This window comes from Halomonas sp. SCS19 (assembly GCF_040147015.1).
GTDB lineage: Bacteria > Pseudomonadota > Gammaproteobacteria > Pseudomonadales > Halomonadaceae > Halomonas > Halomonas litopenaei.
In genome coordinates this window covers 3,984,463-4,007,391 of sequence record NZ_JAMSHN010000001.1, presented here as the reverse complement: position 1 = coordinate 4,007,391, position 22,929 = coordinate 3,984,463, and the positions used below count along the sequence as shown (strand labels likewise).

Here is a 22,929-nt window from a genome sequence, read left to right as displayed (position 1 = left end):
CGCGTTGAATGTAGCCAGCAGCCTCCGGCTTTCGATCTTCAAGACAAGGAGCGATGTACGAGATCGATGCTTTTTCCTCTAGTACATTGTCACACCCGTCGCTATCGATCCCTCTTACGACAATGACATAAAAACCTCTCATTCTTGACATTTTTGCTTCTGACGTCTGCCTATACCACTGATTGCATTACTACCAAAGCATCCCTCCCCGAACCAATAGCCACCCCTTTCCATGAGGATAGAAGCAGACGACTGGGTGCGGGGATTCTTCCTTCAGCATACTCTTCATATTCGCCAGAGCGTCGGATTCCCTGCAAACACCCTTCATCACTTACCGGCAAGGATTTTTACCATGAAGTCTGGCTTGGATAGTTTCGTTGCCGCGACCATCCTGTCGCCCTCGTTAGAGGAAGGCGACGATATCAGCACGGTCGCCAGCGTGGATGAGGATGGGCTTCCCGGCGGTAATCTCGAAGGCCCGAGCGACCTTGGTGGGTCTGCGACGGTGGTCACCGGCACCATCCCCTACAGCTTTGGCAGCCTGGGAGCGGCAGATTTCGCGCCCTTCTCGTGGTCGTCCAGCGGCCTGCCGAGCCTGTCGTCCCAGGGCGAAGCGCTACACTATGTTGTATCACCCAGCGGCAAGACCCTGGCAGCCAGGACCCTGGACGGCCAGACCGTCTTGCACCTGACCGTTACCGATATCGATACCGGGGCCTATCGCCTTGCCCTGCGCGCACCACTGGATCATCCCATCACAGGTAACGAGGATGACCTGGCCTTTTCGGTCAAGTACACCATTCGCGACAGCCAGAACAATCAGGCATCTGCCAGGGTAGGCATCGTGGTTGACGATGACTCCCCGACAAATACCATCGATTCACCCGTCGCCGTGGACGCTGGCGACAACGTGACCGGCTTCTGGCGCCAGCGCGGTGGCGCCGATGGCGTCGATACCACCAAGGTGACCCTGGCCGGCAGCACCACCGAATTCGACCTGGATCAACGCATCTTTACTCCACAGGGGAGCCTGACGGTCAACTCGGACGGCAGTTTCACCCTGGACGCGAGCCCCAACATCACCTCGGACACAGAGCTGGTCTTTCAGATTGTCACCACCGATGGTGATGGCGATAGCGTGGCAAGCGAGGGTCGCATCAGCGTCAATGCAGCACTACTGTCTGACGATCGCCCAACGACGCCCTTGAGTGATGGTGACCTTGCAACCTCATCGCCACTTGCCTTGCTCGATGAGGATGGCCTGCCGGGGGGCGAGCCCGGTGGAATCGGCGACATACCCGGCGAAGCAACCGTCGCCATGGGCAACCTCGGCTACGACTTTGGAGACGACGGCGCCGGCGACGTTGTCTGGGAAACCCACAACCTTCCTGATATCCGGTCCGGTGGCACAAGGATCGACTGGCAGCCAGGCGCTGAGGGCAAGCAGCTGACCGGACTCGACGCCGATGGCAGGACAGCACTTCACGTCGAGCTGCTGGACGTGGAGGACGGTACCTACCGCGTCACCCTGGCTCGCCCGCTGGACCATGGTGGGGTCAATATCGAGGACAATCTGGATCTGAGCTTTGGCTACCGGATCACCGACAGCGACGGCGACAGCGCCCTGGGTGAGCTGCTCGTGCGCATCAACGATGACTCGCCGGTGAAGGGACGATCAAACCAGGACACTCCCGCAGCCGAGTCACTCGATATCGCCGAGCCACTCGATATCGCCGAGCTACTCGATGACAGCGAGAGCGCTGGCAAACTCACTGACCTCGCCATCACTCCCATCTTGGCCGATGATCCGAGTCCCTCGCCGATAACGGCGCAGACCTCTCTCGATAGCGAGATGGCTCCAACGATCAACGAGGATTTGCGCACTCTGCTGGAGGATACGACGATCCCTGCCGATATCTAAGGCGTGAACCAGAAGTGCCTTGGCTCATCGACCTTTCGAATTGTGACTGACACACAGTTAGACCACGCCCTGCAAGCAGGTCAACCGAGCGGTCCGCTTCGGGAGCGCTTTCTAGCGAGCATGGTCGGCAGTATCCAGCCGACTCATCAGCAGCCTGAGGCCGCGCTCGAACTCGGCCTTGCCGCCGTAGGAAGGGTGACGCAGGGCGACGACCTCGCGCTCGGGAAAGGCAGCCTGGGCGGCCAGGGTGCCCTTTCTCCCTACCCCAGCCACCATCGTCGGCGTCGAGTGGCTAGCGACCAGCTGATCCAGCCGCCTGAGCCAGTCGATGCCTTCGTGCAGCTCTGCTACACGTGGCGCCCGATTGCTGTGCGTCCGCGCTATTTGATGGGGGTGGAAGGGAAAGGCGTTCCACACCAGCGGCGTCAGCCCAAGACGTGCGAAGCACTCCCAGGCGATGGTGGCAGTGGCTTCGCTGCCGCCCTCCGGTACCAGGGCGAGGTGCGGTTTCAGCGTCTCGATAAAGGGATGCTTACAAGAACGCAGTAGTGCTGGGCTCGACAATGGGATTCCGGTCTCGCCACCGCCCTTGAAGCCCAGTGCTTCGGCCACCAGCAGCAGTCTGGGCCGGCCAGCGGCGGTCGTTTCCCAGGTGTGTTCCAGCATCAGCTCGAGGTAGGCCGTCAGGTTGTCGGCCAATGGTTTCTTGCGCCAGGGATTGGCAACGTCTGGCCCATCCGGCCGTCTGCGCAATCGCCTGACGAATGAACGAACGGTGGTCTTGCCCAAGCGCCCTGCTCCGGTGCTGATCGATCATGTAGATAACGCGATGGGCCCGCACATCAGAGGCCCTGAACGACGTCGGGGCGCCCAAAAGGCGCCCCGACGAACCGATAGTGCTTTGCCTTAGCGCTCGCGCAGTACCTTGAGCATGCGCTTGAGCGGCTCGGCGGCTCCCCACAAAAGCTGGTCACCGACGCTGAAGGCGCTGAGGTACTCACCGCCCATGTTCAGCTTGCGCAGACGACCCACCGGGATGCTCAGGGTGCCGGTGGCGGCGGTCGGTGTCAGCCCATCGATGGTGGCGTCCTTGTCATTGGGGATGACCTTGACCCACTCGTTGTGGCTGGCGATACGCTCCTCGATCTCGTCGAGCGGCACATCCTGCTTGAGCTTGATGGTGAACGCCTGACTGTGAGAGCGCATGGCGCCGATACGCACGCACAGACCGTCGATGGGGACCGGGCTGTCCTGGCGACCGAGAATCTTGTTGGTCTCGACGTAGCCCTTCCATTCCTCGCGACTCTGACCGTTATCAAGCTTGGAATCGATCCACGGCAGCAGGCTGCCGGCGAGCGGCGCACCGAAGTTGTCGGTGGGGATGGCGCCAGTACGCATCGCCTCGGTGACCTTGCGGTCGATGTCGAGGATGGCGCTGGCCGGATCCTTGAGCTCGCTTGCCACGCTGTCACGCAGGCCGCCCATCTGGTTGAGCAGCTCGCGCATGTGCTTGGCGCCGGAGCCGGATGCGGCCTGATACGTCATGGAGGTCATCCACTCGATCATGTCCGCCTCGAACAACCCTCCGAGGCCCATCAGCATCAGGCTGACGGTGCAGTTGCCGCCGACGAAGGTGCGCGCACCGGCGTCGAGCTGAGCGTCGATCACCTTGCGGTTGACCGGGTCGAGCACGATGGTGGCGTCATCGCTCATGCGCAGGGTGCTGGCAGCGTCGATCCAGTAGCCCTTCCAGCCGGCACCGCGCAGGTCTTCATAGACCTTCTTGGTGTAGTCGCCGCCCTGGCAGGTGATGATCACGTCCAGCGCCTTGAGCGCCTCGATGTCGAAGGCGTCCTTCAGCGGAGGCACGTCCACACCCACGTCGGGGCCGGCCTGACCGACCTGGGAGGTGGTGAAGAAGACCGGCTCGATGCCGTTGAAATCTCCATCTTCCACCATCCGCTGCATGAGCACGGAACCCACCATGCCACGCCAACCGACGAAACCGACTTTCAACATGTGAAGTCCTCCAGAAATCGAGTGAGGCAATCATTATACAGAAACCGGCAGCACCTTTCAGATGCCACCGGCACAGTCAGGATGGGCGACGCCCGATTGCCGGGCGCCAGCACCACTAACAAAGGCGTTAAAGCGCCGCCAGCACCGCATCCCCCATCTCACTGGTGGACACCTGGCGGGTGCCCGGATAGGCGATGTCGGCGGTGCGCAGGCCCTGATCCAGCACCTTGCCCACCGCAGCCTCGATGCGCTCGGCCATGGCTGGCTCGTTGAGCGAATAGCGCAGCATCATCGCCACCGAGAGGATGGTGGCCAGCGGATTGGCGACACCCTGGCCAGCGATATCCGGGGCGCTGCCGTGGCAAGGCTCGTACATGCCCTGGCCGCCTTCGTTGAGCGAGGCCGACGGCAGCATGCCGATGGAGCCGGTCAGCATGGCGGCGGCGTCGGACAGGATGTCGCCGAACATGTTGCCGGTCACCACCACGTCGAACTGCTTGGGCGCGCGCACCAGCTGCATGGCGGCGTTGTCCACGTACATGTGCGACAGTTCCACGTCCGGGTACTCGGCGGACAGGCGCTCCATCACCTCGCGCCACAGGATGGTGACCTCCAGCACGTTGGCCTTATCGACGCTGCAAAGCTTCTTGTCACGCTTGCGCGCCATCTCGAAGGCCACCCGGCCGATGCGCTCGATCTCGCTCTCGCTGTAGACGTAGGTGTTGAAGCCGACGCGCTCACCGTCACGCTCCTCGACGCCGCGGGGCTGGCCGAAGTAGATACCGCCGGTCAGCTCGCGCACGATCATGATATCGAGCCCGGACACCACCTCGGGCTTGAGGGTCGAGGCCTCCGCCAGCTGCGGATAGAGGATCGCCGGGCGCAGGTTGCCAAACAGCCCCAGCTCCTTGCGCAGCCCCAGAAGCCCCTTCTCGGGTCGCTTGGAAAGGTCCTCGATGGTGTCCCACTGGGGGCCGCCTACGGCCCCCAGCAGGATGGCGTCCGCCGCACGCGCCTTGGCCAGGGTCTCCTCGGGCAAGGGGACGCCGTGGACGTCATAGGCGCCGCCGCCTACCAGCGCTTCCTCCACGTCCACGTCGAGCCCCTTGGCCTTGAGCGCCTCGAGCACGCGGCTGGCCTGGGCGGTGATCTCGGGGCCGATGCCGTCACCGGGAAGGACAAGAATCTTGCGGGTCATGAGATGGGGTTCCTGAAAGCTGGCAGAAAGATGAAGATCGAGAGAATCGTAAGCCCCGCCATCGGGCGGGGCCAGCTGTCGATGAGAGACAGGTCTACGCCTTGGCCGGCTCGCGGAACAGCCAAGGGCGAGCGGTGCGATGACGCGCCTCGAAATCGGCGATGGCGGCCTCGTCCTTGAGGGTGATGCCGATATCGTCGAGGCCTTCGAGCAGGCAGTGCTTGCGGAAGGCGTCCACCTCGAACTCGAGGATCTCGCCGCCGGGGGTCACCACACGCTGGTGCTCGAGATCGATATCGAGACGGTAGCCCTCGTTGGCCTCGACCTCGGCGAACAGCCGGTCGACCTGCTCTTCGGGGAGAGTAATCAGCAGGATGCCGTTCTTGAAGGCGTTGTTGTAGAAGATATCGGCGAAACTCGGCGCGATGACCGCGCGGAAGCCAAAGTCCTCCAGCGCCCAGGGCGCGTGCTCACGGGAACTGCCGCAGCCGAAGTTGCGCCGTGCCAGCAGCACCTGGGCACCCTGATAACGCGGCAGATTGAGTACGAAATCCGGGTTCAACGGGCGCTGGCTGACATCCTGACCGGGCTGACCCTCGTCGAGGTAGCGCAGTTCATCGAACAGGTTGACGCCGAAGCCGGTACGCTTGATCGACTTCAGAAACTGCTTGGGGATGATCAGGTCGGTGTCGACGTTGGCCCGATCCATCGGCGCGACCAGACCCTCGAGGCGTTCGAACTTTTGCATGGCTCAGGCCTCCTGGCGAGCGGTGGTGGAATCAAACTGGCGCACATCGACGAAGTGGCCGGCGATGGCGGCAGCGGCGGCCATGGCAGGGCTGACCAGGTGGGTGCGACCACCGTAACCCTGACGCCCCTCGAAGTTGCGGTTGGAGGTGGAGGCGCAGTGCTCGCCGGCACCGAGCTTGTCGGCGTTCATCGCCAGACACATGGAGCAGCCGGGCTCACGCCACTCGAAGCCGGCCTCGATGAACACCTTGTGGAGCCCTTCCTCCTCGGCCTGACGCTTCACCAGACCGGAGCCCGGGACGACCATCGCCAGCTGGATGCTGTCGGCGACCTTGCGACCACGGGCCACCTTGGCCGCCTCACGCAGATCTTCGATGCGTGAGTTGGTGCAGGACCCGATGAACACCTTGTCGAGGCGGATATCGGTGATCTTCTGGCGCGGTGACAGCCCCATGTACTCAAGCGCCCGGGTGATGCCGGTGCGCGCGGTGTCGTCATCGGCCTCGGCGGGATCCGGGACCTCACCGCTGACGCCGGTGACCATCTCGGGGCTGGTGCCCCAGCTGACCTGAGGCTCGATGGACGCAGCGTCCAGCGTCACCACCTTATCGAACACGGCGTCGGCATCGGAGACCAGCTCGCGCCAGTCGGCCACGGCGGCGTCCCACTGCTCGCCGCTGGGAGCAAAGGGGCGCTCGGCCAGATACTCGATGGTGGTGTCGTCCACCGCGATCAGGCCGACCCGGGCTCCGGCCTCGATGGCCATGTTGCACACCGTCATGCGACCTTCCATCGACAGGCTTTCGATGGCGCTGCCGGCAAACTCGATGGCGTAGCCGGTGCCACCGGCGGTACCGATCTCGCCGATGATCGCCAATACAACGTCCTTGGCGGTGACGCCCTCGCCCAGCTCGCCTTCGACCCGAACCTGCATGTTCTTCATCTTCTGCGCCAGCAGACACTGGGTGGCCAGCACGTGCTCGACCTCGGAGGTGCCGATGCCATGGGCCAAGGCGGCAAAGGCGCCGTGAGTAGCGGTATGGGAGTCACCACACACCACGGTCATGCCAGGCAGCGTCGCACCCTGCTCGGGGCCGACCACGTGGACGATGCCCTGGCGCGGGTCATTGATGCGAAACTCCTCGATACCGAAGGCCTCGCAGTTATCATCAAGCGTCTGCACCTGGATCAGTGATACCGGATCCTTGATCCCGCTGTTGCCCTCGGAACGTTCCTTCACGGTGGTCGGCACGTTGTGGTCCGGGGTCGCCAGGTTGGCGTCCAGCCGCCACGGCTTGCGCCCGGCCAGACGCAGACCTTCAAAGGCCTGGGGCGAGGTCACCTCGTGCAGCAGTTGACGATCGATATAGATCAGCGCGGTGCCATCATCGCGCTCCTTGACCAGGTGCTGTCGCCACAACTTGTCGTAGAGTGTCTGGCCTGCCATGCGGTGTCTCCTCCGGGGGCTTGGCTCCAGGCGCCACGCTGGCGGTGGGCCTGTCGGTCGTTCTGAAGCCGCCCCTCTCGATTGATCGAAAACGGTCGTTTGCCGGTCCCGCGGGCCTTGCCCGGGGATGGGATAGGTCGAGTGTCGCGCCACTCGCCAATAAAATCAATTCATGTTATTTATTCAAACGATTCCCAAGTGGAATGCATCATTACCCGGCAAATCGTCGCCACTTTCCCTCGTCATCCGCCCCGGGAGCACTGCCATGGATACCCAGAGCCTGCAGGCCTTTCTCGCCGTGGCCGACAGCGGCAGCTTCTCCCGCGCGGCGGAGCAGCTGCACCTCACCCAGCCGGCCGTCAGCAAGCGTATCGCCAGCCTGGAGGCGCTGACGCGCGCCCGCCTGTTCGACCGTATCGGCCGCCGCGTCAGTCTGACCGAAGCCGGGCGGCTGCTGCTGCCGCGGGCACGCCAGATCCTGGTCATGGTCGACGACAGCCGCCGGGCCCTGAGCAACCTGAGCGACGAGGTCAGCGGAGAGCTGACCCTGGCCACCAGCCATCATATCGGCCTGCACCGGCTGCCGCCGGTGCTGGGCAGCTACGTCAAGCGCTACCCGGAGGTGCGCCTCGACCTGCGCTTTCTCGACTCCGAGCAGGCCTACCAGGGCGTGCTGGACGGCGATATCGAGGTGGCCCTGGTGACCCTGTCGGCCCACCCCGACCCTCAGCTTCGCGCCACCAGAGTGTGGGTCGACGACATGACCTTCGTTGCCGCCCCGGAGCATCCGCTCGCCCGGGAGAGCCGCGTAACCCTGGCGACCCTGTGCGAGCATGACGCCCTGTTGCCGGGGCCACTGACCTTCACCCGCCAGCTGATCCTCGAGCGGCTGGCCAGGCACGGTCTGGCGCCGCGGGTGGGACAGTCGACCAACTATCTGGAAACCCTCAAGATGATGGCCTCGGCCGGGCTTGGCTGGAGTCTGTTGCCCGACCCCATGGTCGAGCGGGACATCGCCAGCGAAAGACTGGTCCGGCTGGCCCTCGAGGAGCCTGCCATACAGCGCCCGCTCGGCTACCTGGTGCACCGCGACCGCACCCTGTCCAACGCCGCCCGCTCGCTGCTCGAATGCCTCGACCAGGAAGCCGTGGCAAACCCCGCCTCGCCTTGAGCGCACCACCACAGGGACGTCTGTATGACTCGCATGCCTCTCCCTCCACCGCGACACCGTCTGGCCGGCGCACTGACGTTGGCGGGCCTGCTGACGCAGATCGCGGGCCTGGGCCTCGACGGGCTGCCGAGCTGGAGCGTCAGCCTGCCCTTGTGGGCCGCCAGCCTGCTGATGTGGCCGGACATTCCCCGGCGCAATCAGTGGCAGGCCGGCGTGCTGGCGGTGCTGGGGCTTGCCTTTCTGGTGTTGGCGGTGGTGGGCTTCGACGCCACCCCCGACATCACCACCTTGCTCGATGGAAACGCCTTCGTGGTGGCCATGCTGGTAGGGGTGAGCTTTATCGCCTTGATCGGGCGCCCCTCGGAGGGGCCACCGAACAGCGAACCGGTGACCGGGCGCCGAGGTCTGGCCGGGACCTGGCTGGGGGTGCAGCTGCTCGGGGCCATCCTCAACCTGTCCGCGGTCTTCATGGTCGGCGATCGCCTGGAGCGCCGCGGTCGTCTGCTCGAGGTTCAACTACTGGGGCTCAACCGAGGGCTTTCCAGCGCCGCCATGTGGTCGCCGTTCTTCGCCGCCATGGGCGTGGCGGTCTCCCTGGCTCCATCGCTTGAATACACCACGGTGCTGGCCGCCGGACTGCCGCTGGCCTTTGCCGGCGGCCTCTACAGCGTGTTCGAACTGTCACGCCGCTTCGACGTCAGCGAGGTCCCTGGCTTTTCACTGTCCCCCCGCAGTCTGCTGATGCCGGCCAGCGTGGCCGGACTGGTGATGGTGTTTCACTACGTCATCACACCGTCTCTGACCATCGTCAGCATCATCACCTTCCTGATGCCGATGCTGGCGCTGGCCGCCAACCTGGCCAGGGGCGCTGCAGCGACCCGAGAACGCCTTATTCGCCACCTTCACTACCGACTGCCGGGCATGCGCGGCGAAATCACCCTGTTTCTGTGTGCGGGACTTCTGACCAAGGGACTCTCGATCCTGGTCGCCGCCGCCACCAACGGTGACTGGACACTATTTGCCGACTTTGGCGTGGGGCCCGCCATGCTGAGTTATGTGGCCATCGTTGCCAGTGCCATCGCCGGGTTGCACCCGATCATCGGCATCTCGGTGCTGGCCTCGATGCTGGATCTGGATGGCCCCCACCAGACCCTGTTCGGTTTCGTCGCCCTGGCGTCCTGGGGCGTGGGCACCGCCGTCGGCCCGCTGTCGGGCATCAACCTGTCACTGCAGGGGCGCTACGGGATCAGTGGCTATCGCATGATGAAGCACAATCTACACTACGCTCTGGTCATGTCGGCGCTGGTGCTGGTGGCGATCGCCTGTCTGGCCCAGGCCGTCTCGGCCTGAGCCGCACGCCAGACGATTGCCACCTGATATTGCGCCGACAGCGCGGTCGGCGGACGTCAGCCGACACGCCCAAAGTAGCGATGGCCGCACTGATGGCAGGGCTCGATGCGCTTGACCCCGTGCAGTTCGACCACGGCGTCGCAGTGCACGCAGGACATGCGTCCCGGCGCCGCCAGTTCGCCGGCGGTGTAGTCGGCACGGGAGGCCTCGAGGTCGTCCTCGAGCTGCTCGCGCTCGATCACGCTGCGATCGGCGATCGACAAAAGCGAGTCGACCACCTTGCGCGACAGGATGGTCAGGTCGATGCCGAGCCAGCTGGCCACGCCCTCGCCGCCGGCAGCCAGGTAGCGGCGCATGTCCTTGAGATCACGTTCGACCCAGGCCCTGAGCAGCGCCAGTTCGTCCTTGGTGTACTCCTCGAGCTCCGCCTCGAACTCCACGGCGTCATCGAGATCCTTCTGCAGGTTGTCCCAGGTGAGGTCCTCGGCCCCTTCCTTGAGCCGGGCCAGTACCCGCTCATAGCCGTCGCGCAGACGATGTTCGCCGGACGAAGAATGTTGATCACTCATGACGGTGTCCTCCTTGATGCAGACAAGGACCGCTCGGGGTAACCCGAACGGAACACTGGCGGCCCACCATAGCCGGACCCCGGGCTGCTGGGGTATCCTTGCGGGCATCATTGCCGCGCCGGTGACAGGGCCGCATCAACCTTGATTCTGCACAACCCTGCCGCCGGACGATACCCATACCCTGCGCGCCGCCTTGGGCGCGCCTTGATTGCAAGGTACTCGAAGACCGCGATGGACGCCCAGTACAAGCCCCACGAAATCGAACACGACGCCCAGCAGTTCTGGAATGAAAACCAGTGTTTCAAGGCGATCGAGGATCAGGATCGCGAGAAATTCTACTGCCTGTCGATGTTCCCCTACCCCAGCGGCAAGCTGCACATGGGGCATGTACGCAACTACACCATCGGCGACGTGGTCAGCCGCTTCCAGCGCATGCAGGGCAAGAACGTGATGCAGCCGATGGGCTGGGACGCTTTCGGCATGCCGGCGGAAAACGCCGCGATCAAGAACCAGGTACCGCCGGCCAAGTGGACCTACGAGAACATCGACTACATGCGTGCCCAGCTCAAGGCGCTGGGCTTTGCCTATGACTGGGATCGTGAGTTCGCCACCTGCGACAGCGACTATTACCGCTGGGAGCAGTGGTTCTTCACCAAGCTGGTGGAAAAAGGCCTGGTCTACAAGAAGATGTCCACCGTCAACTGGGACCCGGTGGATCAGACCGTACTGGCCAACGAGCAGGTCATCGACGGCTGTGGCTGGCGCTCCGGTGCGCCGGTGGAGCGCAAGGAAATCCCGCTGTGGTTCTTGAAGATCACCGACTACGCCGATGAGCTGCTGGCGGATCTGGACAAGGTCGAGTGGCCCGAGCAGGTCAAGACCATGCAGCGCAACTGGATCGGCAAGTCCAAGGGGGTCGAGCTGGCCTTCGACGTCGATGGCGACGAGCCGCTCAGAGTCTACACCACCCGCCCCGACACCCTGATGGGGGTGACCTACGTGGCGGTGGCCGCCGGCCACCCGCTGGCGATCAAGGCCGCCGAGGGCAAGCCCGAACTCGCCGCCTTCCTCGAGGAGTGCTCCCACGGCGGCACCTCGGAAGCCGAGCTTGCGACCATGGAAAAACGCGGCATGGCCACCGGCTTCGAGGCCATCCACCCGCTGACCGGCGACCGTGTGCCGGTGTATGTCGCCAACTTCGTGTTGATGGAATACGGCACCGGTGCGGTGATGGCGGTGCCCGGCCACGACCAGCGTGACTGGGAGTTCGCCACCAAGTATGAACTCCCGATCCGCGCGGTGATCGCCGACGCCGATGGCCAGGCCCCGGACCTGTCCCAGGGCGCCTGGGTCGAGCACGGCAGCCTGATCAACTCCGGCGAGTTTGACGGCCTCGACTTCCAGGCGGCCTTCGACGCCATCGCCAGCCGCCTCGAGCGCGACGGCCACGGCGAGGTCAAGACCAACTACCGCCTGCGCGACTGGGGCGTGGCCCGCCAGCGCTACTGGGGCGCGCCGATTCCGGTCAAGTACGGCCCCGAGGGCCAGACCGTGCCGCTCACCGACGACGAGCTGCCGGTGGCGCTGCCGCTGGAGGTCACCGTGGACGCTTCCGGCTCGCCGCTCAAGAAGATGCCGGCGTTCAGCGATCTGGGCGATGGCTGGACCCGCGAGACCGACACCTTCGATACCTTCATGGAGTCCTCCTGGTACTACGCGCGCTTCTGCTGCGCCGACAACCCGGAGGCCATGCTGGATGAGCGTGCCAACTACTGGCTGCCGGTGGATCTGTACATCGGTGGCATCGAGCACGCCATCCTCCACCTGCTCTACGCCCGCTTCTTCCACAAGCTGATGCGCGACTTCGGCCTGGTCGACTCCGACGAGCCGTTCCAGCGCCTGCTGACCCAGGGCATGGTGATCGCCGAGACCTTCTACCGCCCCGAGGCCAACGGCGGCAAGGAGTGGTTCAACCCCGCCGACGTCGAGGTCAAGCGTGACGACAAGGGACGCCCGCTCAGCGCCACCCTGATCAGCGATGGCCAGCCGGTGGAGATGGGCGGCATCGAGAAGATGTCGAAGTCCAAGAACAACGGCGTCGACCCCCAGGCCATGATCGATCGCTTCGGTGCCGACACCGTGCGCCTGTTCATGATGTTCGCCGCGCCCCCGGAGCAGTCACTGGAGTGGTCCGACTCCGGCGTCGAGGGCGCCCACCGCTTCCTCAAGCGGCTGTGGCGTCTGGTCGCCGAGCATCTGGAGGCCGGTACGCCGGCAGCGCTGGATGCCGCCGCCATCGCCTCGCTCGACGACGCCCAGCGCGAACTGCGCCGCAAGACCCACGAGACGATCAAGAAGGCCGGCGACGACATCGGCCGCCGCACCACCTTCAATACCGCCATCGCCGCGGTGATGGAGCTGACCAACGCCATCGCCAAGTTCGGCGATACCAGCCCTCAGGGCCTGGCGGTCAGCCGCGAGGCGATCGAGGCCTGCGTGCTGCTGCTGGCACCGATCACGCCTCACGCCTGCCACGCACTGTGGCGCTCACTGGGCCATGACGGCGCGGTCATCGATGCCACCTGGCCGGCGTTCGACGAAAGCGCCCTGGCGCGCGACAGCATCGAGCTGGTGGTGCAGGTCAACGGCAAGCTGCGCGCGCGCCTCGAGGTGCCCGCCGACGCCGACAAGGCCGCCGTCGAAGCGCTGGCACTGGCCAACGACAACGTCCAGCGCCATACCGACGGCAAGACCCTGCGCAAGGTGATCGTGGTGCCGGGCAAGCTGGTCAACATCGTAGCCAACTGACAGCTCGCGGCGGGCGTCTCACGCCCGCCGCTTCAGTCTGTCGGTAATACCAGGACATGATGCCGAGGGCTGTGCCTTCGGTTTTTCCCTCACGCTGGACAAGGAGTTCCCATGCAGCGTCGTCACTTCCTTGGTCTGACCCTGGCCTCCGGCGCCGCCCTGCTGCTCGCGGGCTGCGGCTTCCACCTGCGCGGCGTCGGCGGCGAGGTGCTGTCCCTGGACAGCCTGGCGCTCGACGGTGCCGACACCCCCTTCGCCGAGCAGTTGACCAAGCGTCTGGAAAGCCTTGGCACCCGCGTCGACGAGACCGCGTCGCTGCGTCTCAACCTGGGTGGCGAAGACGTCAGCATCCGTCAGGTCGGCGTGCTCGATACCGGCTCTCAGGACCAGCAACTGGTGCTGCGGATTCCCTACTCGATCCAGCGTGCAAGCGATGGCGCCTACCTGGCCGATCGCCAGGCGGTGGAGGTGCTCGAGGAGTTCTCGATCACCGACGACAACCTGCTGTCCCAGGATGAGCTGCGCACGGATGCCCTGGAAAATGCCCGCCGCGAGGCCGTACGCCAGATGATCGACCGACTGCGCGCCATCGAGGAAGCCTGATTCACCCATGAAGGTCTTTGCCGACAAGCTGCCGGACGCTCTTTCCAAGTCCGTACCCCCTGTCATCATCGTCGCCGGTGATGAGCCTCTGCAGCACATGGAGGCCTGCGATCAGGTCCGGGCACGTGCGCGCGAGTCGGGCGTCGAGGAACGTGAGGTGCTCCACGTCGAGGCCAACTTCGCCTGGGGCCGCCTCACCGAGTCCGCGGCGAGCCTGTCGCTGTTCGCCTCGCGCAAGTTGATCGAGCTGCGTCTGGGCAGCGCCAAGCCGGGCCAGGAAGGCGGCAAGGCGCTCAAGGAGTACGCCGAACAGGCACAGGGCAGCGACAACATCCTGCTGGTCAGCTGCGCCAAGCTCGACGCCCGCGAGCAGAAGAGCGCCTGGTTCAAGGCGCTCGACAAGCTGGGGCTGTTCGTTCCGGTGTGGCCGGTCGACCCTTCCCGGCTGGGTTTCTGGCTGAGGGACCGCGCCCAGCGCCACGGTCTGTCGATGTCACTGGACGCCGCCCGGCTGCTGGGTGAGCGCACCGAGGGCAACCTTCTGGCCGCCGACCAGGAACTGCAGAAGCTGGCCTTGATGCTTCCTCCCGGCGCCCAGGTATCCCCCCGTGACGTCGCCGGCGGGGTCGAGAACAGCGCCCGCTACGACGTCTTCACTCTGGTCGATGCCTGCCTGAAAGCCGAGCGCGAGCGCGTCCTGCGTATCCTCGCGGGACTGGCCGCCGAGGGTACCGAGCCACCGATCATCCTGTGGGCCCTGACCCGCGAGATTCGCACCCTGCTGTCGCTGCATCAGCACCTGGACCAGGGCCAGAGCTTCGAGCACGCCTGCAAGGCCCAGAAGCCTCCGATCTTCGACCGTCGGCGCCCCGCCTACCAGGAAGCCATCCGTCGCCTGCCACTCAAGCGTCTGCACAAGCTTCTGATGTTCGCCCAACGCCTGGACCTGTCGATCAAGGGCGCAGCGGACCTGCCGCTGGAACAGGGCATTCAGGACCTGGCGCTGACCCTCGCTGGCGGTCGTGGACTGCTGGCAGAAATGGCCTGGTCCTATCGCGTGGCGCCGTAGCCGACGATTCATCTTCCTTGCTCTCGCATGATGTGGCCTGGCGTCACCCTGTGACGCCAGGATGGGATAGGTCAGCCTGGCCAATGGGGGTATGACCCCGCACTGCGGGTACTCTGCGCATAGAATAGGGCAAGCACCTGCATCATTACCCCTTGGGCGCCCAGCGCGTCTGGTCGCCAGCGACCGCGAGTGCCCCCATCATGACCCGTGTCTTCCCGCTGGTTCTGGCCGCCGGCGTCACCTTGCTTTCGACCGCCAGCGCCCTGCTGTTGCTCGGCTACCTGAGCCAGGTGCGCCAGCCCATGGGCGTTGTCCGCGATGCCCTCATCATCGAAACGGCACGGTCTCAGGAAAATGTGGCGAGCATCGCTTCACTCAAGCAGTTTGCCGGCATCGACAACTCGCCCCGGGCTCACGAGCTCACGCAAGTGGCCGATACCCTCCAACACCGTCTGCGGACGCTGGCGGGCACCGCCACGCGACTGCCCACCTCCCAGCGGGACAGCGTGGTCGGCTACCTGCAACGTGCCGAGCACTCGATCAACCTGATCGCTCCTTCGCCTCTCTCCGACACCACCGCAGACATCGCCGACACCTTGCCGGGGCTCGCTTCGACCATCGATGAGCTGGCCATCTATCTGATGGAGACCGAGTCGCACCAGCGCAAGCTCGATCGACGCCTGGCATTGGTGGCCACCATCCTGACGGCACTGGTACTGATGGTCGGCACGGTGCTGTTTGTCGCCCTGCTGCGCCTGGAACGCCACAGCAACGCGCTGCGCTATCTGGCGATGACCGACGACCTCACCCAGCTCTACAATCGTCGCCAGTGGCTCGACCAGGCCCCCCACCTGCTGGCCCTTCGGCGCCCGGCGGATAGTCCAGTGGCGCTGATGCTGCTGGATCTGGACAACTTCAAACGCATCAATGACGGCTACGGCCACCCCACCGGCGACAAGGTATTGAAGTCCTTCGGCGAGATGCTCAAGCGCGTGGCCAGGCGCAGCGATCTGGCGGCGCGTCTGGGGGGCGACGAGTTCGCCCTGCTGATGCCCCAGGCGGACGCCCGCAACGCCGAAACCGTCGGCGAGCGAATTCGCCACGAAACCGAGCACTTCGACCTGACCCAACCGGCGGCCGGCGCCAACCTTACGGTCAGTATCGGCATCGCCGTCTCAAGCCACGCCGATGACGACTTCTCCACCCTGTACCGGCGGGCCGACCAGGCGCTCTACCAGGCCAAGCATCAAGGACGCAATTGCATCCGCCTGGGCTAGAGAAACCAACAACCTGCATGAAATTCCTGTACCACCTTCGTTATACTCCTGTTGTCGCCAACGCATCCGGCGGGCAGGATGCCACTGGATGCATGTCGCCATCACCAAGGATCGAACAATTCCCGACACCATCAACAAGGAAGCCCCCATGACTTCACGACTGCGCCGCTTGCTGTGTACTGTTCTGATGCTGTGCCTCACCCTGGGTGCCGCCAGCGCCGGGGCCGCCACCTCGGTCCCGCTGGCCTCGACCAACGACGTGCTGGCCTCCCAGCAGAGCCAGGACGCCCGAGAACGCATCCATCAGGTACTGGCCCGCGATGACGTACGCCAGCAACTCGAACTCCAGGGCGTCGATCCCGGAGAGGTCGAGGACCGCGTAGCCGCCCTGTCCGACGCCGAAGCTCAGCAGATGGCCGACCAGCTCGACCAGATGCCCGCCGGCGCCAGCGTCATTGGCGTGCTGTTCGCGGTCTTCGTCATCCTGCTGGTCACCGACATCCTGGGTCTGACCGACGTCTACCCGTTCACCCGCTAAGGACATGCGCGTGATGCGCTCATTCGTCTCGAGCGCCCGCCTGGCGGGCGCTCTTTCGTTGGTGATGTGGCTCACAGCCTGTGCCAGCGCCCCCGAACTGGACCACAGCGTCACCGCTACGCTGCCCCAACGCCAGCTCCTCGAAGACGTCCCCTTTCACCCCCAGCGTGACTACCAGTGCGGCCCGGCCACACTGGCCATGGTGCTCAACCATGCAGGGGTCGACGTCGGCGTCGATCAACTGATCCCCGAAATCTACGTGCCCAGTCGCAAGGGCAGCTTCCAGCCCGAGATGCTGGCCGCCAGTCGCCGGCACGGGCGAATCCCGTTCACTCTGGCGCCACGCTTCGCCTCGCTGCTCGAAGAGGTCGATGCCGGCCGCGCGGTGGTGGTACTGCAGAACCTGTCGCTGCCGGCCTTCCCGCTGTGGCACTTCGCGGTGGTCAACGGCTACGATCTCGAGAGCGAAGAGGTATTGCTACGCACCGGCGTCACCCGTCAGGATGCCACCGATTTCGGGCGTTTCGACGCCACCTGGCAACGTTCCGAGCGCTGGGCCTTCGTGGCACTGACGCCAGGAGAGCTGCCGGTGACGATTGCACCGGAGGCGGCCATCCAGGCCACCTCGGACTTCGAACGGGTCCAGGGGCCAGAGCAAAGCCTGCCGGCCTGGCAAGCCCTGGTCGATCGCTTTCCCGAGGAGGCCATGGGGCACTTCGCGCTGGCCAACGCCTACCATGCGGCGGGCCAGCCTGACGCGGCCATCGACGCCTGGCGCAGCGCTGTCGCCAAGGATCCGTCGCTGGCGCCGGCCTGGTTGAACCTGGGTCTCACCCTGGCGTCCCAAGGAGATGACGAAGGGGCTCGAGAAGCGCTCAGGCGTGCGGCTTCGCTTGACGGGCCCTGGCAGCAAAGTGCCAGGGAGGCGCTGAACGAACAGCAAGGAGGAGCTCGATGAGCTACGACATCGTGTTCAAGGGCGTCTACCAGGCGCCCGAGCCCGACGACGGCGCCCGAGTACTGGTCGACCGCCTGTGGCCCAGAGGACGCAGCCGCGAGTCCCTGGCGCTTACCGAGTGGTACCGGGAGGCCTCACCCAGCAATGCCCTGCGACGCCAGTATCAGCTCGAGGAGATCAGTTCCAGGGTCTTCGAGATTCGCTATCGCGGCGAGCTACGCGACCACCCCGACCGGCTGTATCCGCTGATGCGCCTGGCCCGGCGTGGCCGCTTGACGCTGGTGACCGCGGCACGCGATGTCGACAGCACCCATCTGCCCGAGCTGCGCCAGCGCCTGCTCGAGGCATTGCACCAGGAAGACCAGGAAGACGCCCTGCCCTCCTCGCCGCCTTGCTATACCCACGAGAGCGGGTACTAGCGCTCACCAGACGGCGCCCCGGTATGGGATATCGCAGGGCGTCGATCCCAGCACTGCCTAGCCTATGCAGCCGGCGCCAATTGTCTGGCCTCAGACCAAGAAAGGTGCCCAAGGGCACCTTTCTTGTCGGTCGTGCTGGCCGGCTCAGAACACCCGGTTGAGGCCATTCTGGGCGGCCACCCGGTAGGCCTCGGCCATGGTCGGATAGTTGAAGGTGGTGTTGACGAAGTACTTCAGCGTATTCGCCTCCCCTTCCTGCTGCATGATCGCCTGGCCGATATGGACGATCTCCGAGGCCTGGTCGCCGAAGCAGTGGATGCCGTAGATCTCCAGGGTATCCTGATCGAACAGGATCTTGAGCATGCCGACGGTATCGCCGGTGATCTGGGCGCGGGCGGTGTCCTTGAAGAAGGCATGGCCGACCTCGTAGGGCACCTTGGCCTCGGTCAACTCGCGCTCGGTGCGACCAAAGGAGCTGATCTCGGGGATGGTGTAGATCCCGGTGGGCACCTCGGTGACGTAGCGGAATTCCCGGTCCAGCAGCTCGTCGCAGGCGTTCAGTCCCTGATCGTAGGCAGCGCTGGCGAGACTCGGCCAGCCGACCACGTCTCCGGCTGCGTAAATGTGGGGCAGCGCCGTACGATAGTGCTCGTCGACCTGCAGCTGACCGCGGCCGTTGGCGGTGAGACCGATGTTCTCGAGGCCCAGCTGGTCGGTATTGCCGGTGCGGCCGTTGGCCCACAGGAAGGCGTCGGCGCGCAGCCGCTTGCCCGACTTCAGATGCACCGTGACGCCGTGTTCGTCACCCTCGACGCGCTCGTACTCCTCGTTGTGGCGGATCAACACACCATGCTTGCGCAGATGATAGGACAGCGCATCGCTGATCTCGTCATCGAGGAAGGACAAGAGGCTGCCGCGGTTGTTGATCAGATCCACCTTGAGTCCGAGCCCGGAGAAGATCGAGGCGTACTCACAGCCGATGACGCCGGCGCCGAAGATGATCAGGGTACGCGGGGTGTGCTGCAGACCAAGAATGGTATCGGAGCAGTAGATACGAGGGTGGCGAAAATCGATGTCCGCAGGACGGTAGGGCCGTGACCCGGTGGCGATGATCACCTTGTCCGCTACCAGCTCTTCCTGGTTTTCACCACTGCCCCTTACCATCAGGGTGTGTTCGTCCTTGAAGCGCGCGATCCCGTGATACAGGTCGATGCGATTGCGCGCGTAGAAGTTGGTGCGCATGGACACCTGCTGATCGATGGTCACCCGGGAGCGTTCACGCACCTTGGGGAACGAGAACCAGCGCGGCTCGCCGATATCCCGGAACATGCTGTTGGTGTTGAACGACATGATCTGGCGGACCTGATGACGCAGCGCCTTGGAAGGGATGGTGCCCCAGTGGGTGCAATTGCCGCCGACCCGCGCCTGCTTTTCGACCACCGCGACCCGCTTGCCATGCTTGGCCGCATTGATCGCTGCGCTCTCGCCGGCGGGCCCGGTGCCGATCACCACCACGTCATAGTTGTGGACTGCCATCGTGTCTTCCTTCTCCTGGAAACCGACCCGGATGTGAGATGCCGGGCACTGCTTATCATGAGGACGGCGCCTCGAGAGGCGCCGTCATGGTCAGGGGGCGTCGATGCTGCCGCTCAGCGACGAGTCGCGTCGTAGCCCAGGTCCAGTCCGCGATTCTCGTCGGATTGGCGGCGCTGACTGGTGGCGCGCTTCTTTGATTCTTCCTCGCACACTTCATCCTTGCCGCCGCAGATCTCGCAGCCGTCCTTCAGGCCAAGCTGGTTGAGCCCGCCGCAGGAGCCGGCGATGGGCTTGCGGCCAAGAATGACACCGATCGCCATGGCGCCGATGATCAGCAGCATGGCACCGAAAACGATAAGGTAGATGGTCATGATGGACTCCTCGCTGGATGGGGCAGGATGGCTCTGGTCACTTTCTCGCGAACACTTTGTCGCCAACACCATCGCCTGCCTTTCTCCCATTGGACAGCGGTTGGACAAGAGATATCCCTGGGCGGAACAACGAATGGCCGTCGCCATACGCCCGAGGCGTTGAAGGTACCGACTCGACAAGGTCCCGTGTCCTCGCAGGACAGTCAGCGGGGCATTCTCGAGTCGGCGCGACAATTATGCCAGAACTCCTCTCGCGGCAAAATCACAAGGCGCACAAACCAACGAGCCCCGCACGGGGCGGGGCTCGCAAGGTGCCCTTGGGCACACGGACAGGCGCGTGATCAGCCGCCGAAGTCATCCAGCATGATGTTCTCGGGCTCGACGCCGAGATCCAGCAGCATCTTGATGACGGAGGCGTTCATCATGGGCGGCCCGCACATGTAGTACTCGCAGTCCTCGGGAGCCGGATGGTCCTTGAGGTACATGTCGTAGAGCACGTTGTGGATGAACCCGGTCGGCCCTTCCCAGTTGTCTTCCGGCTGGGGGTCGGACAGCGCCAGGTGCCAGTCGAAGTTCTCATGCTCCTCGGCCAGCTTGTCGTACTCTTCGTTGTAGAAGGTCTCGCGCCAGGAGCGTGCGCCGTACCAGAAGGTCATCTTGCGCTCGCTGTTCAGACGCTTCAGCTGGTCGAAGATGTGGCTGCGCATCGGCGCCATGCCGGCACCACCGCCGATGAAGACCATCTCGGCGTCGGTATCCTTGGCGAAGAACTCGCCAAACGGCCCCATCACCGTGACCTTGTCACCCGGCTTCAGGCTGAAGACGTAGGTGGACATCAGGCCAGGCGGGTGGCTGGAGTTGGGCGGAGGTGTCGCGATCCGGATGTTGAACTTGAGAATACCCTTCTCTTCCGGATAGTTGGCCATGGAGTAGGCACGAATGACCTCTTCGGTGTTCTTGTGCGAGACGTCGAACAGACCGAATTTTTCCCAGTCGCCGCGGTACTCTTCCTCGATATCGAAGTCGGAGAACTTGATGTCGTAGGCAGGTGCCACCAGCTGCACGTAGCCGCCGGCACGGAAGGCCACTTCCTCGCCTTCCGGCAGCTTCAGGTTCAGCTCCTTGATGAAGGTGGCGACGTTGGGGTTCTCGATGACCTCGCATTCCCACTTCTTGACGCCGAACACTTCCTCGGGGACCTGGATCTTCATGTCCTGCTTGACCGGTACCTGACAGGACAGACGCCAACCGACCTTCTTCTCGCGCAGGGTAAAGTGGCTTTCCTCGGTGGGCAGGATCGAGCCGCCGCCCTCCTCGACCCGGCATTTGCACTGGGCGCAGGAGCCGCCGCCGCCACAGGCGGAGGACAGGAAGATGCCGTTGGCCGCCAGGGTGTTGAGCAGCTTGCCGCCGGCCTGGGTGGTCAGGGTGTTCTCGGGATCGTCATTGATCTCGATGGTCACATCGCCCGAGCTCACGAGCTTGGAGCGGGCCGCCAGGATCACCGCCGTCAGACTGATGACGATGATGGTGAACATGACGACGCCGAGCACGATGACTGTTGTATCAACCATGTCGGTTTCCTATTGCTAGGGTTAGGGCCTGCACCGAGGGCTAGAGCCCCCGGTGCAGGGCACTCAGAGCTGGATGCCGGAGAAGGACATGAAGCCCAGGGACATCAGACCCACGGTGATGAAGGTGATGCCCAGTCCCTGCAGGGAAGCGGGCACATCGCTGTACTTCAGTTTTTCGCGGATACCGGCCAGGGCGGTGATCGCCAGCGCCCAGCCGACACCGGCGCCCAGGCCATAGACCACGGACTCACCGAAGTTGTAGCTGCGCTCGACCATGAACAGGGTGCCACCCAGGATGGCGCAGTTCACGGTGATCAGCGGCAGGAACACGCCGAGGGCGTTGTAGAGCGCCGGCACGAACTTGTCGAGGAACATCTCGAGGATCTGCACCAGTGCGGCGATGACGCCGATGTAGGACAGCAGACCCAGGAACGACAGGTCGATGTTCTCGGCGCCGGCGATGCCGGTCCAGGACAGCGCACCTTCCGCCAGCAGATACTCGAGGATCAGGTTGTTCACCGGCACGGTGATGGTCAGTACCGCTACCACGGCGATGCCCAGACCGATGGCCGAGGATACCTTCTTGGACACGGCCATGAAGGTACACATGCCCAGGAAGAACGCCAGTGCCATGTTCTCCACGAACACCGAGGCAACGAAAAGGCTCAGATAGTGTTCCATGTTACACGGCCTCCTTCGGCTGGGTGTTTTCCTTCATCACGAACTCGTTGTCCTCGACCTGCTCCGGGTTGAGGCTGCGCAGCACCCAGATGATCAGACCGATGATGAAGAAGGCGGACGGCGGCAGCAGCAGCAGGCCGTTGGGCACGTACCAGCCACCGTTCTGCACGGTTTCCAGGATGGTCACGCCGAACAGGCTGCCGGAGCCGAACAGCTCGCGGAAGAAGCCGACGGTCATCAGGATGAAGCCGTAGCCCAGACCGTTGCCGACACCGTCGAGGAACGACAGCGTCGGGGTGTTGGTCATGGCAAAGCCTTCGGCGCGGCCCATCACGATGCAGTTGGTGATGATCAGACCGACGAATACCGACAGCTGCTTGGACATCTCATAGGCAAAGGCCTTGAGGATCTGGTCCACCACGATCACCAACGAGGCGATGATGGTCATCTGCACGATGATACGGATGGAGGACGGAATGTGATTGCGGATCAGCGAGACGAACATGCTCGAGAACGCCGTCACGAAGATCACGGCCAGACTCATGACCAGCGAGACGCTGAGGCTCGAGGTCACCGCCAGCGCCGAACAGATACCGAGGATCTGCAGGGCGATGGGGTTGTTCTTGAAGATCGGCGTCAGGATGACGCCCTTGGGAGTCGGTGCAGACAT

General features: G+C 64.2%; 21 protein-coding genes. 10 read left to right on the top strand and 11 right to left on the bottom strand.

What is annotated here, in order from left to right:
• Nucleotides 1–352 precede the first annotated feature (352 nt).
• Nucleotides 353–1,921 (top strand): hypothetical protein, encoded by a 1,569-nt coding sequence (locus tag NFH97_RS17390; protein WP_349625233.1) that lies wholly within the window; start codon nucleotides 353–355, stop codon nucleotides 1,919–1,921.
• Between the two features lie 111 nt (nucleotides 1,922–2,032).
• Here NFH97_RS17390 and NFH97_RS17385 read toward each other — a convergent pair whose 3' ends face one another.
• The 5 genes from NFH97_RS17385 to leuC form a co-directional block, all read right to left on the bottom strand.
• Nucleotides 2,033–2,620 carry a uracil-DNA glycosylase gene (locus NFH97_RS17385; protein ID WP_349625232.1) on the bottom strand — a complete coding sequence of 196 codons (588 nt, stop codon included), beginning with the start codon at nucleotides 2,618–2,620 and terminating at the stop codon, nucleotides 2,033–2,035.
• Nucleotides 2,621–2,827: 207 nt separating this feature from the next.
• Nucleotides 2,828–3,940, bottom strand: a complete 1,113-nt coding sequence (gene asd, locus NFH97_RS17380; protein WP_045992648.1) for an aspartate-semialdehyde dehydrogenase — start codon at nucleotides 3,938–3,940, stop codon at nucleotides 2,828–2,830.
• 127 nt (nucleotides 3,941–4,067) lie between these two features.
• A complete protein-coding gene (gene leuB, locus NFH97_RS17375) occupies nucleotides 4,068–5,138 on the bottom strand; it encodes a 3-isopropylmalate dehydrogenase (RefSeq protein ID WP_348826581.1) in 1,071 nt (356 codons plus the stop codon).
• 94 nt (nucleotides 5,139–5,232) lie between these two features.
• Nucleotides 5,233–5,886, bottom strand: coding sequence for a 3-isopropylmalate dehydratase small subunit (leuD, locus tag NFH97_RS17370; RefSeq protein ID WP_253028620.1), 654 nt, complete (start codon nucleotides 5,884–5,886; stop codon nucleotides 5,233–5,235).
• Nucleotides 5,887–5,889: 3 nt separating this feature from the next.
• Nucleotides 5,890–7,335, bottom strand: coding sequence for a 3-isopropylmalate dehydratase large subunit (gene leuC, locus NFH97_RS17365; protein WP_045992651.1), 1,446 nt, complete (start codon nucleotides 7,333–7,335; stop codon nucleotides 5,890–5,892).
• A gap of 265 nt (nucleotides 7,336–7,600) precedes the next feature.
• Here leuC and NFH97_RS17360 point away from each other — a divergent pair, with 265 nt between their 5' ends.
• Both NFH97_RS17360 and NFH97_RS17355 read left to right on the top strand, forming a co-directional pair.
• Nucleotides 7,601–8,506, top strand: coding sequence for a LysR family transcriptional regulator (locus tag NFH97_RS17360; RefSeq protein WP_124803678.1), 906 nt, complete (start codon nucleotides 7,601–7,603; stop codon nucleotides 8,504–8,506).
• A gap of 24 nt (nucleotides 8,507–8,530) precedes the next feature.
• Entirely contained in the window at nucleotides 8,531–9,856 is a 1,326-nt protein-coding gene (locus NFH97_RS17355; protein ID WP_502878701.1) for a hypothetical protein, read from the top strand.
• Between the two features lie 56 nt (nucleotides 9,857–9,912).
• On the opposite strand, the gene NFH97_RS17350 is transcribed toward NFH97_RS17355, so the two are convergent.
• Nucleotides 9,913–10,425 (bottom strand): zinc ribbon-containing protein, encoded by a 513-nt coding sequence (locus tag NFH97_RS17350; protein WP_045992653.1) that lies wholly within the window; start codon nucleotides 10,423–10,425, stop codon nucleotides 9,913–9,915.
• A 231-nt stretch (nucleotides 10,426–10,656) separates the two neighbouring features.
• Here NFH97_RS17350 and leuS point away from each other — a divergent pair, with 231 nt between their 5' ends.
• The 7 genes from leuS to NFH97_RS17315 all read left to right on the top strand — a co-directional run bounded on the left by leuS (nucleotide 10,657) and on the right by NFH97_RS17315 (nucleotide 18,097).
• Nucleotides 10,657–13,233, top strand: coding sequence for a leucine--tRNA ligase (gene leuS / locus NFH97_RS17345; RefSeq protein WP_124803680.1), 2,577 nt, complete (start codon nucleotides 10,657–10,659; stop codon nucleotides 13,231–13,233).
• Nucleotides 13,234–13,344: 111 nt separating this feature from the next.
• Complete coding sequence (locus tag NFH97_RS17340) at nucleotides 13,345–13,836, top strand: LPS-assembly lipoprotein LptE (RefSeq protein WP_253551926.1); 492 nt, start codon at nucleotides 13,345–13,347, stop codon at nucleotides 13,834–13,836.
• 7 nt (nucleotides 13,837–13,843) lie between these two features.
• The gene (gene holA, locus NFH97_RS17335) at nucleotides 13,844–14,905 is read left to right on the top strand and encodes a DNA polymerase III subunit delta (RefSeq protein WP_045992656.1); all 1,062 of its coding nucleotides are present in this window, start codon (nucleotides 13,844–13,846) and stop codon (nucleotides 14,903–14,905) included.
• 200 nt (nucleotides 14,906–15,105) lie between these two features.
• Entirely contained in the window at nucleotides 15,106–16,182 is a 1,077-nt protein-coding gene (locus tag NFH97_RS17330) for a GGDEF domain-containing protein (RefSeq protein ID WP_213227176.1), read from the top strand.
• A gap of 148 nt (nucleotides 16,183–16,330) precedes the next feature.
• Nucleotides 16,331–16,720 carry a PA2779 family protein gene (locus NFH97_RS17325; RefSeq protein ID WP_045992681.1) on the top strand — a complete coding sequence of 130 codons (390 nt, stop codon included), beginning with the start codon at nucleotides 16,331–16,333 and terminating at the stop codon, nucleotides 16,718–16,720.
• A 13-nt stretch (nucleotides 16,721–16,733) separates the two neighbouring features.
• On the top strand, nucleotides 16,734–17,678 hold the full coding sequence (locus NFH97_RS17320) for a PA2778 family cysteine peptidase (RefSeq protein ID WP_240184229.1): 945 nt from the start codon (nucleotides 16,734–16,736) through the stop codon (nucleotides 17,676–17,678).
• Nucleotides 17,675–18,097, top strand: a complete 423-nt coding sequence (locus NFH97_RS17315; protein WP_349625231.1) for a DUF488 domain-containing protein — start codon at nucleotides 17,675–17,677, stop codon at nucleotides 18,095–18,097. Before NFH97_RS17320 ends, NFH97_RS17315 begins: the two co-directional genes overlap by 4 nt.
• Nucleotides 18,098–18,241: 144 nt before the next feature.
• On the opposite strand, the gene sthA is transcribed toward NFH97_RS17315, so the two are convergent.
• The 5 genes from sthA to NFH97_RS17290 form a co-directional block, all read right to left on the bottom strand.
• Complete coding sequence (gene sthA, locus NFH97_RS17310; RefSeq protein ID WP_045992659.1) at nucleotides 18,242–19,633, bottom strand: Si-specific NAD(P)(+) transhydrogenase; 1,392 nt, start codon at nucleotides 19,631–19,633, stop codon at nucleotides 18,242–18,244.
• A gap of 113 nt (nucleotides 19,634–19,746) precedes the next feature.
• Nucleotides 19,747–20,004: a (Na+)-NQR maturation NqrM gene (nqrM, locus tag NFH97_RS17305; protein ID WP_045992660.1), complete on the bottom strand. Its 258-nt coding sequence runs from the start codon at nucleotides 20,002–20,004 to the stop codon at nucleotides 19,747–19,749.
• A 341-nt stretch (nucleotides 20,005–20,345) separates the two neighbouring features.
• Nucleotides 20,346–21,578, bottom strand: a complete 1,233-nt coding sequence (gene nqrF / locus NFH97_RS17300) for an NADH:ubiquinone reductase (Na(+)-transporting) subunit F (protein WP_045992661.1) — start codon at nucleotides 21,576–21,578, stop codon at nucleotides 20,346–20,348.
• A gap of 63 nt (nucleotides 21,579–21,641) precedes the next feature.
• A complete protein-coding gene (nqrE, locus tag NFH97_RS17295) occupies nucleotides 21,642–22,259 on the bottom strand; it encodes an NADH:ubiquinone reductase (Na(+)-transporting) subunit E (RefSeq protein ID WP_045992662.1) in 618 nt (205 codons plus the stop codon).
• Nucleotide 22,260: 1 nt separating this feature from the next.
• Nucleotides 22,261–22,929 (bottom strand): NADH:ubiquinone reductase (Na(+)-transporting) subunit D, encoded by a 669-nt coding sequence (locus NFH97_RS17290; protein ID WP_045992663.1) that lies wholly within the window; start codon nucleotides 22,927–22,929, stop codon nucleotides 22,261–22,263.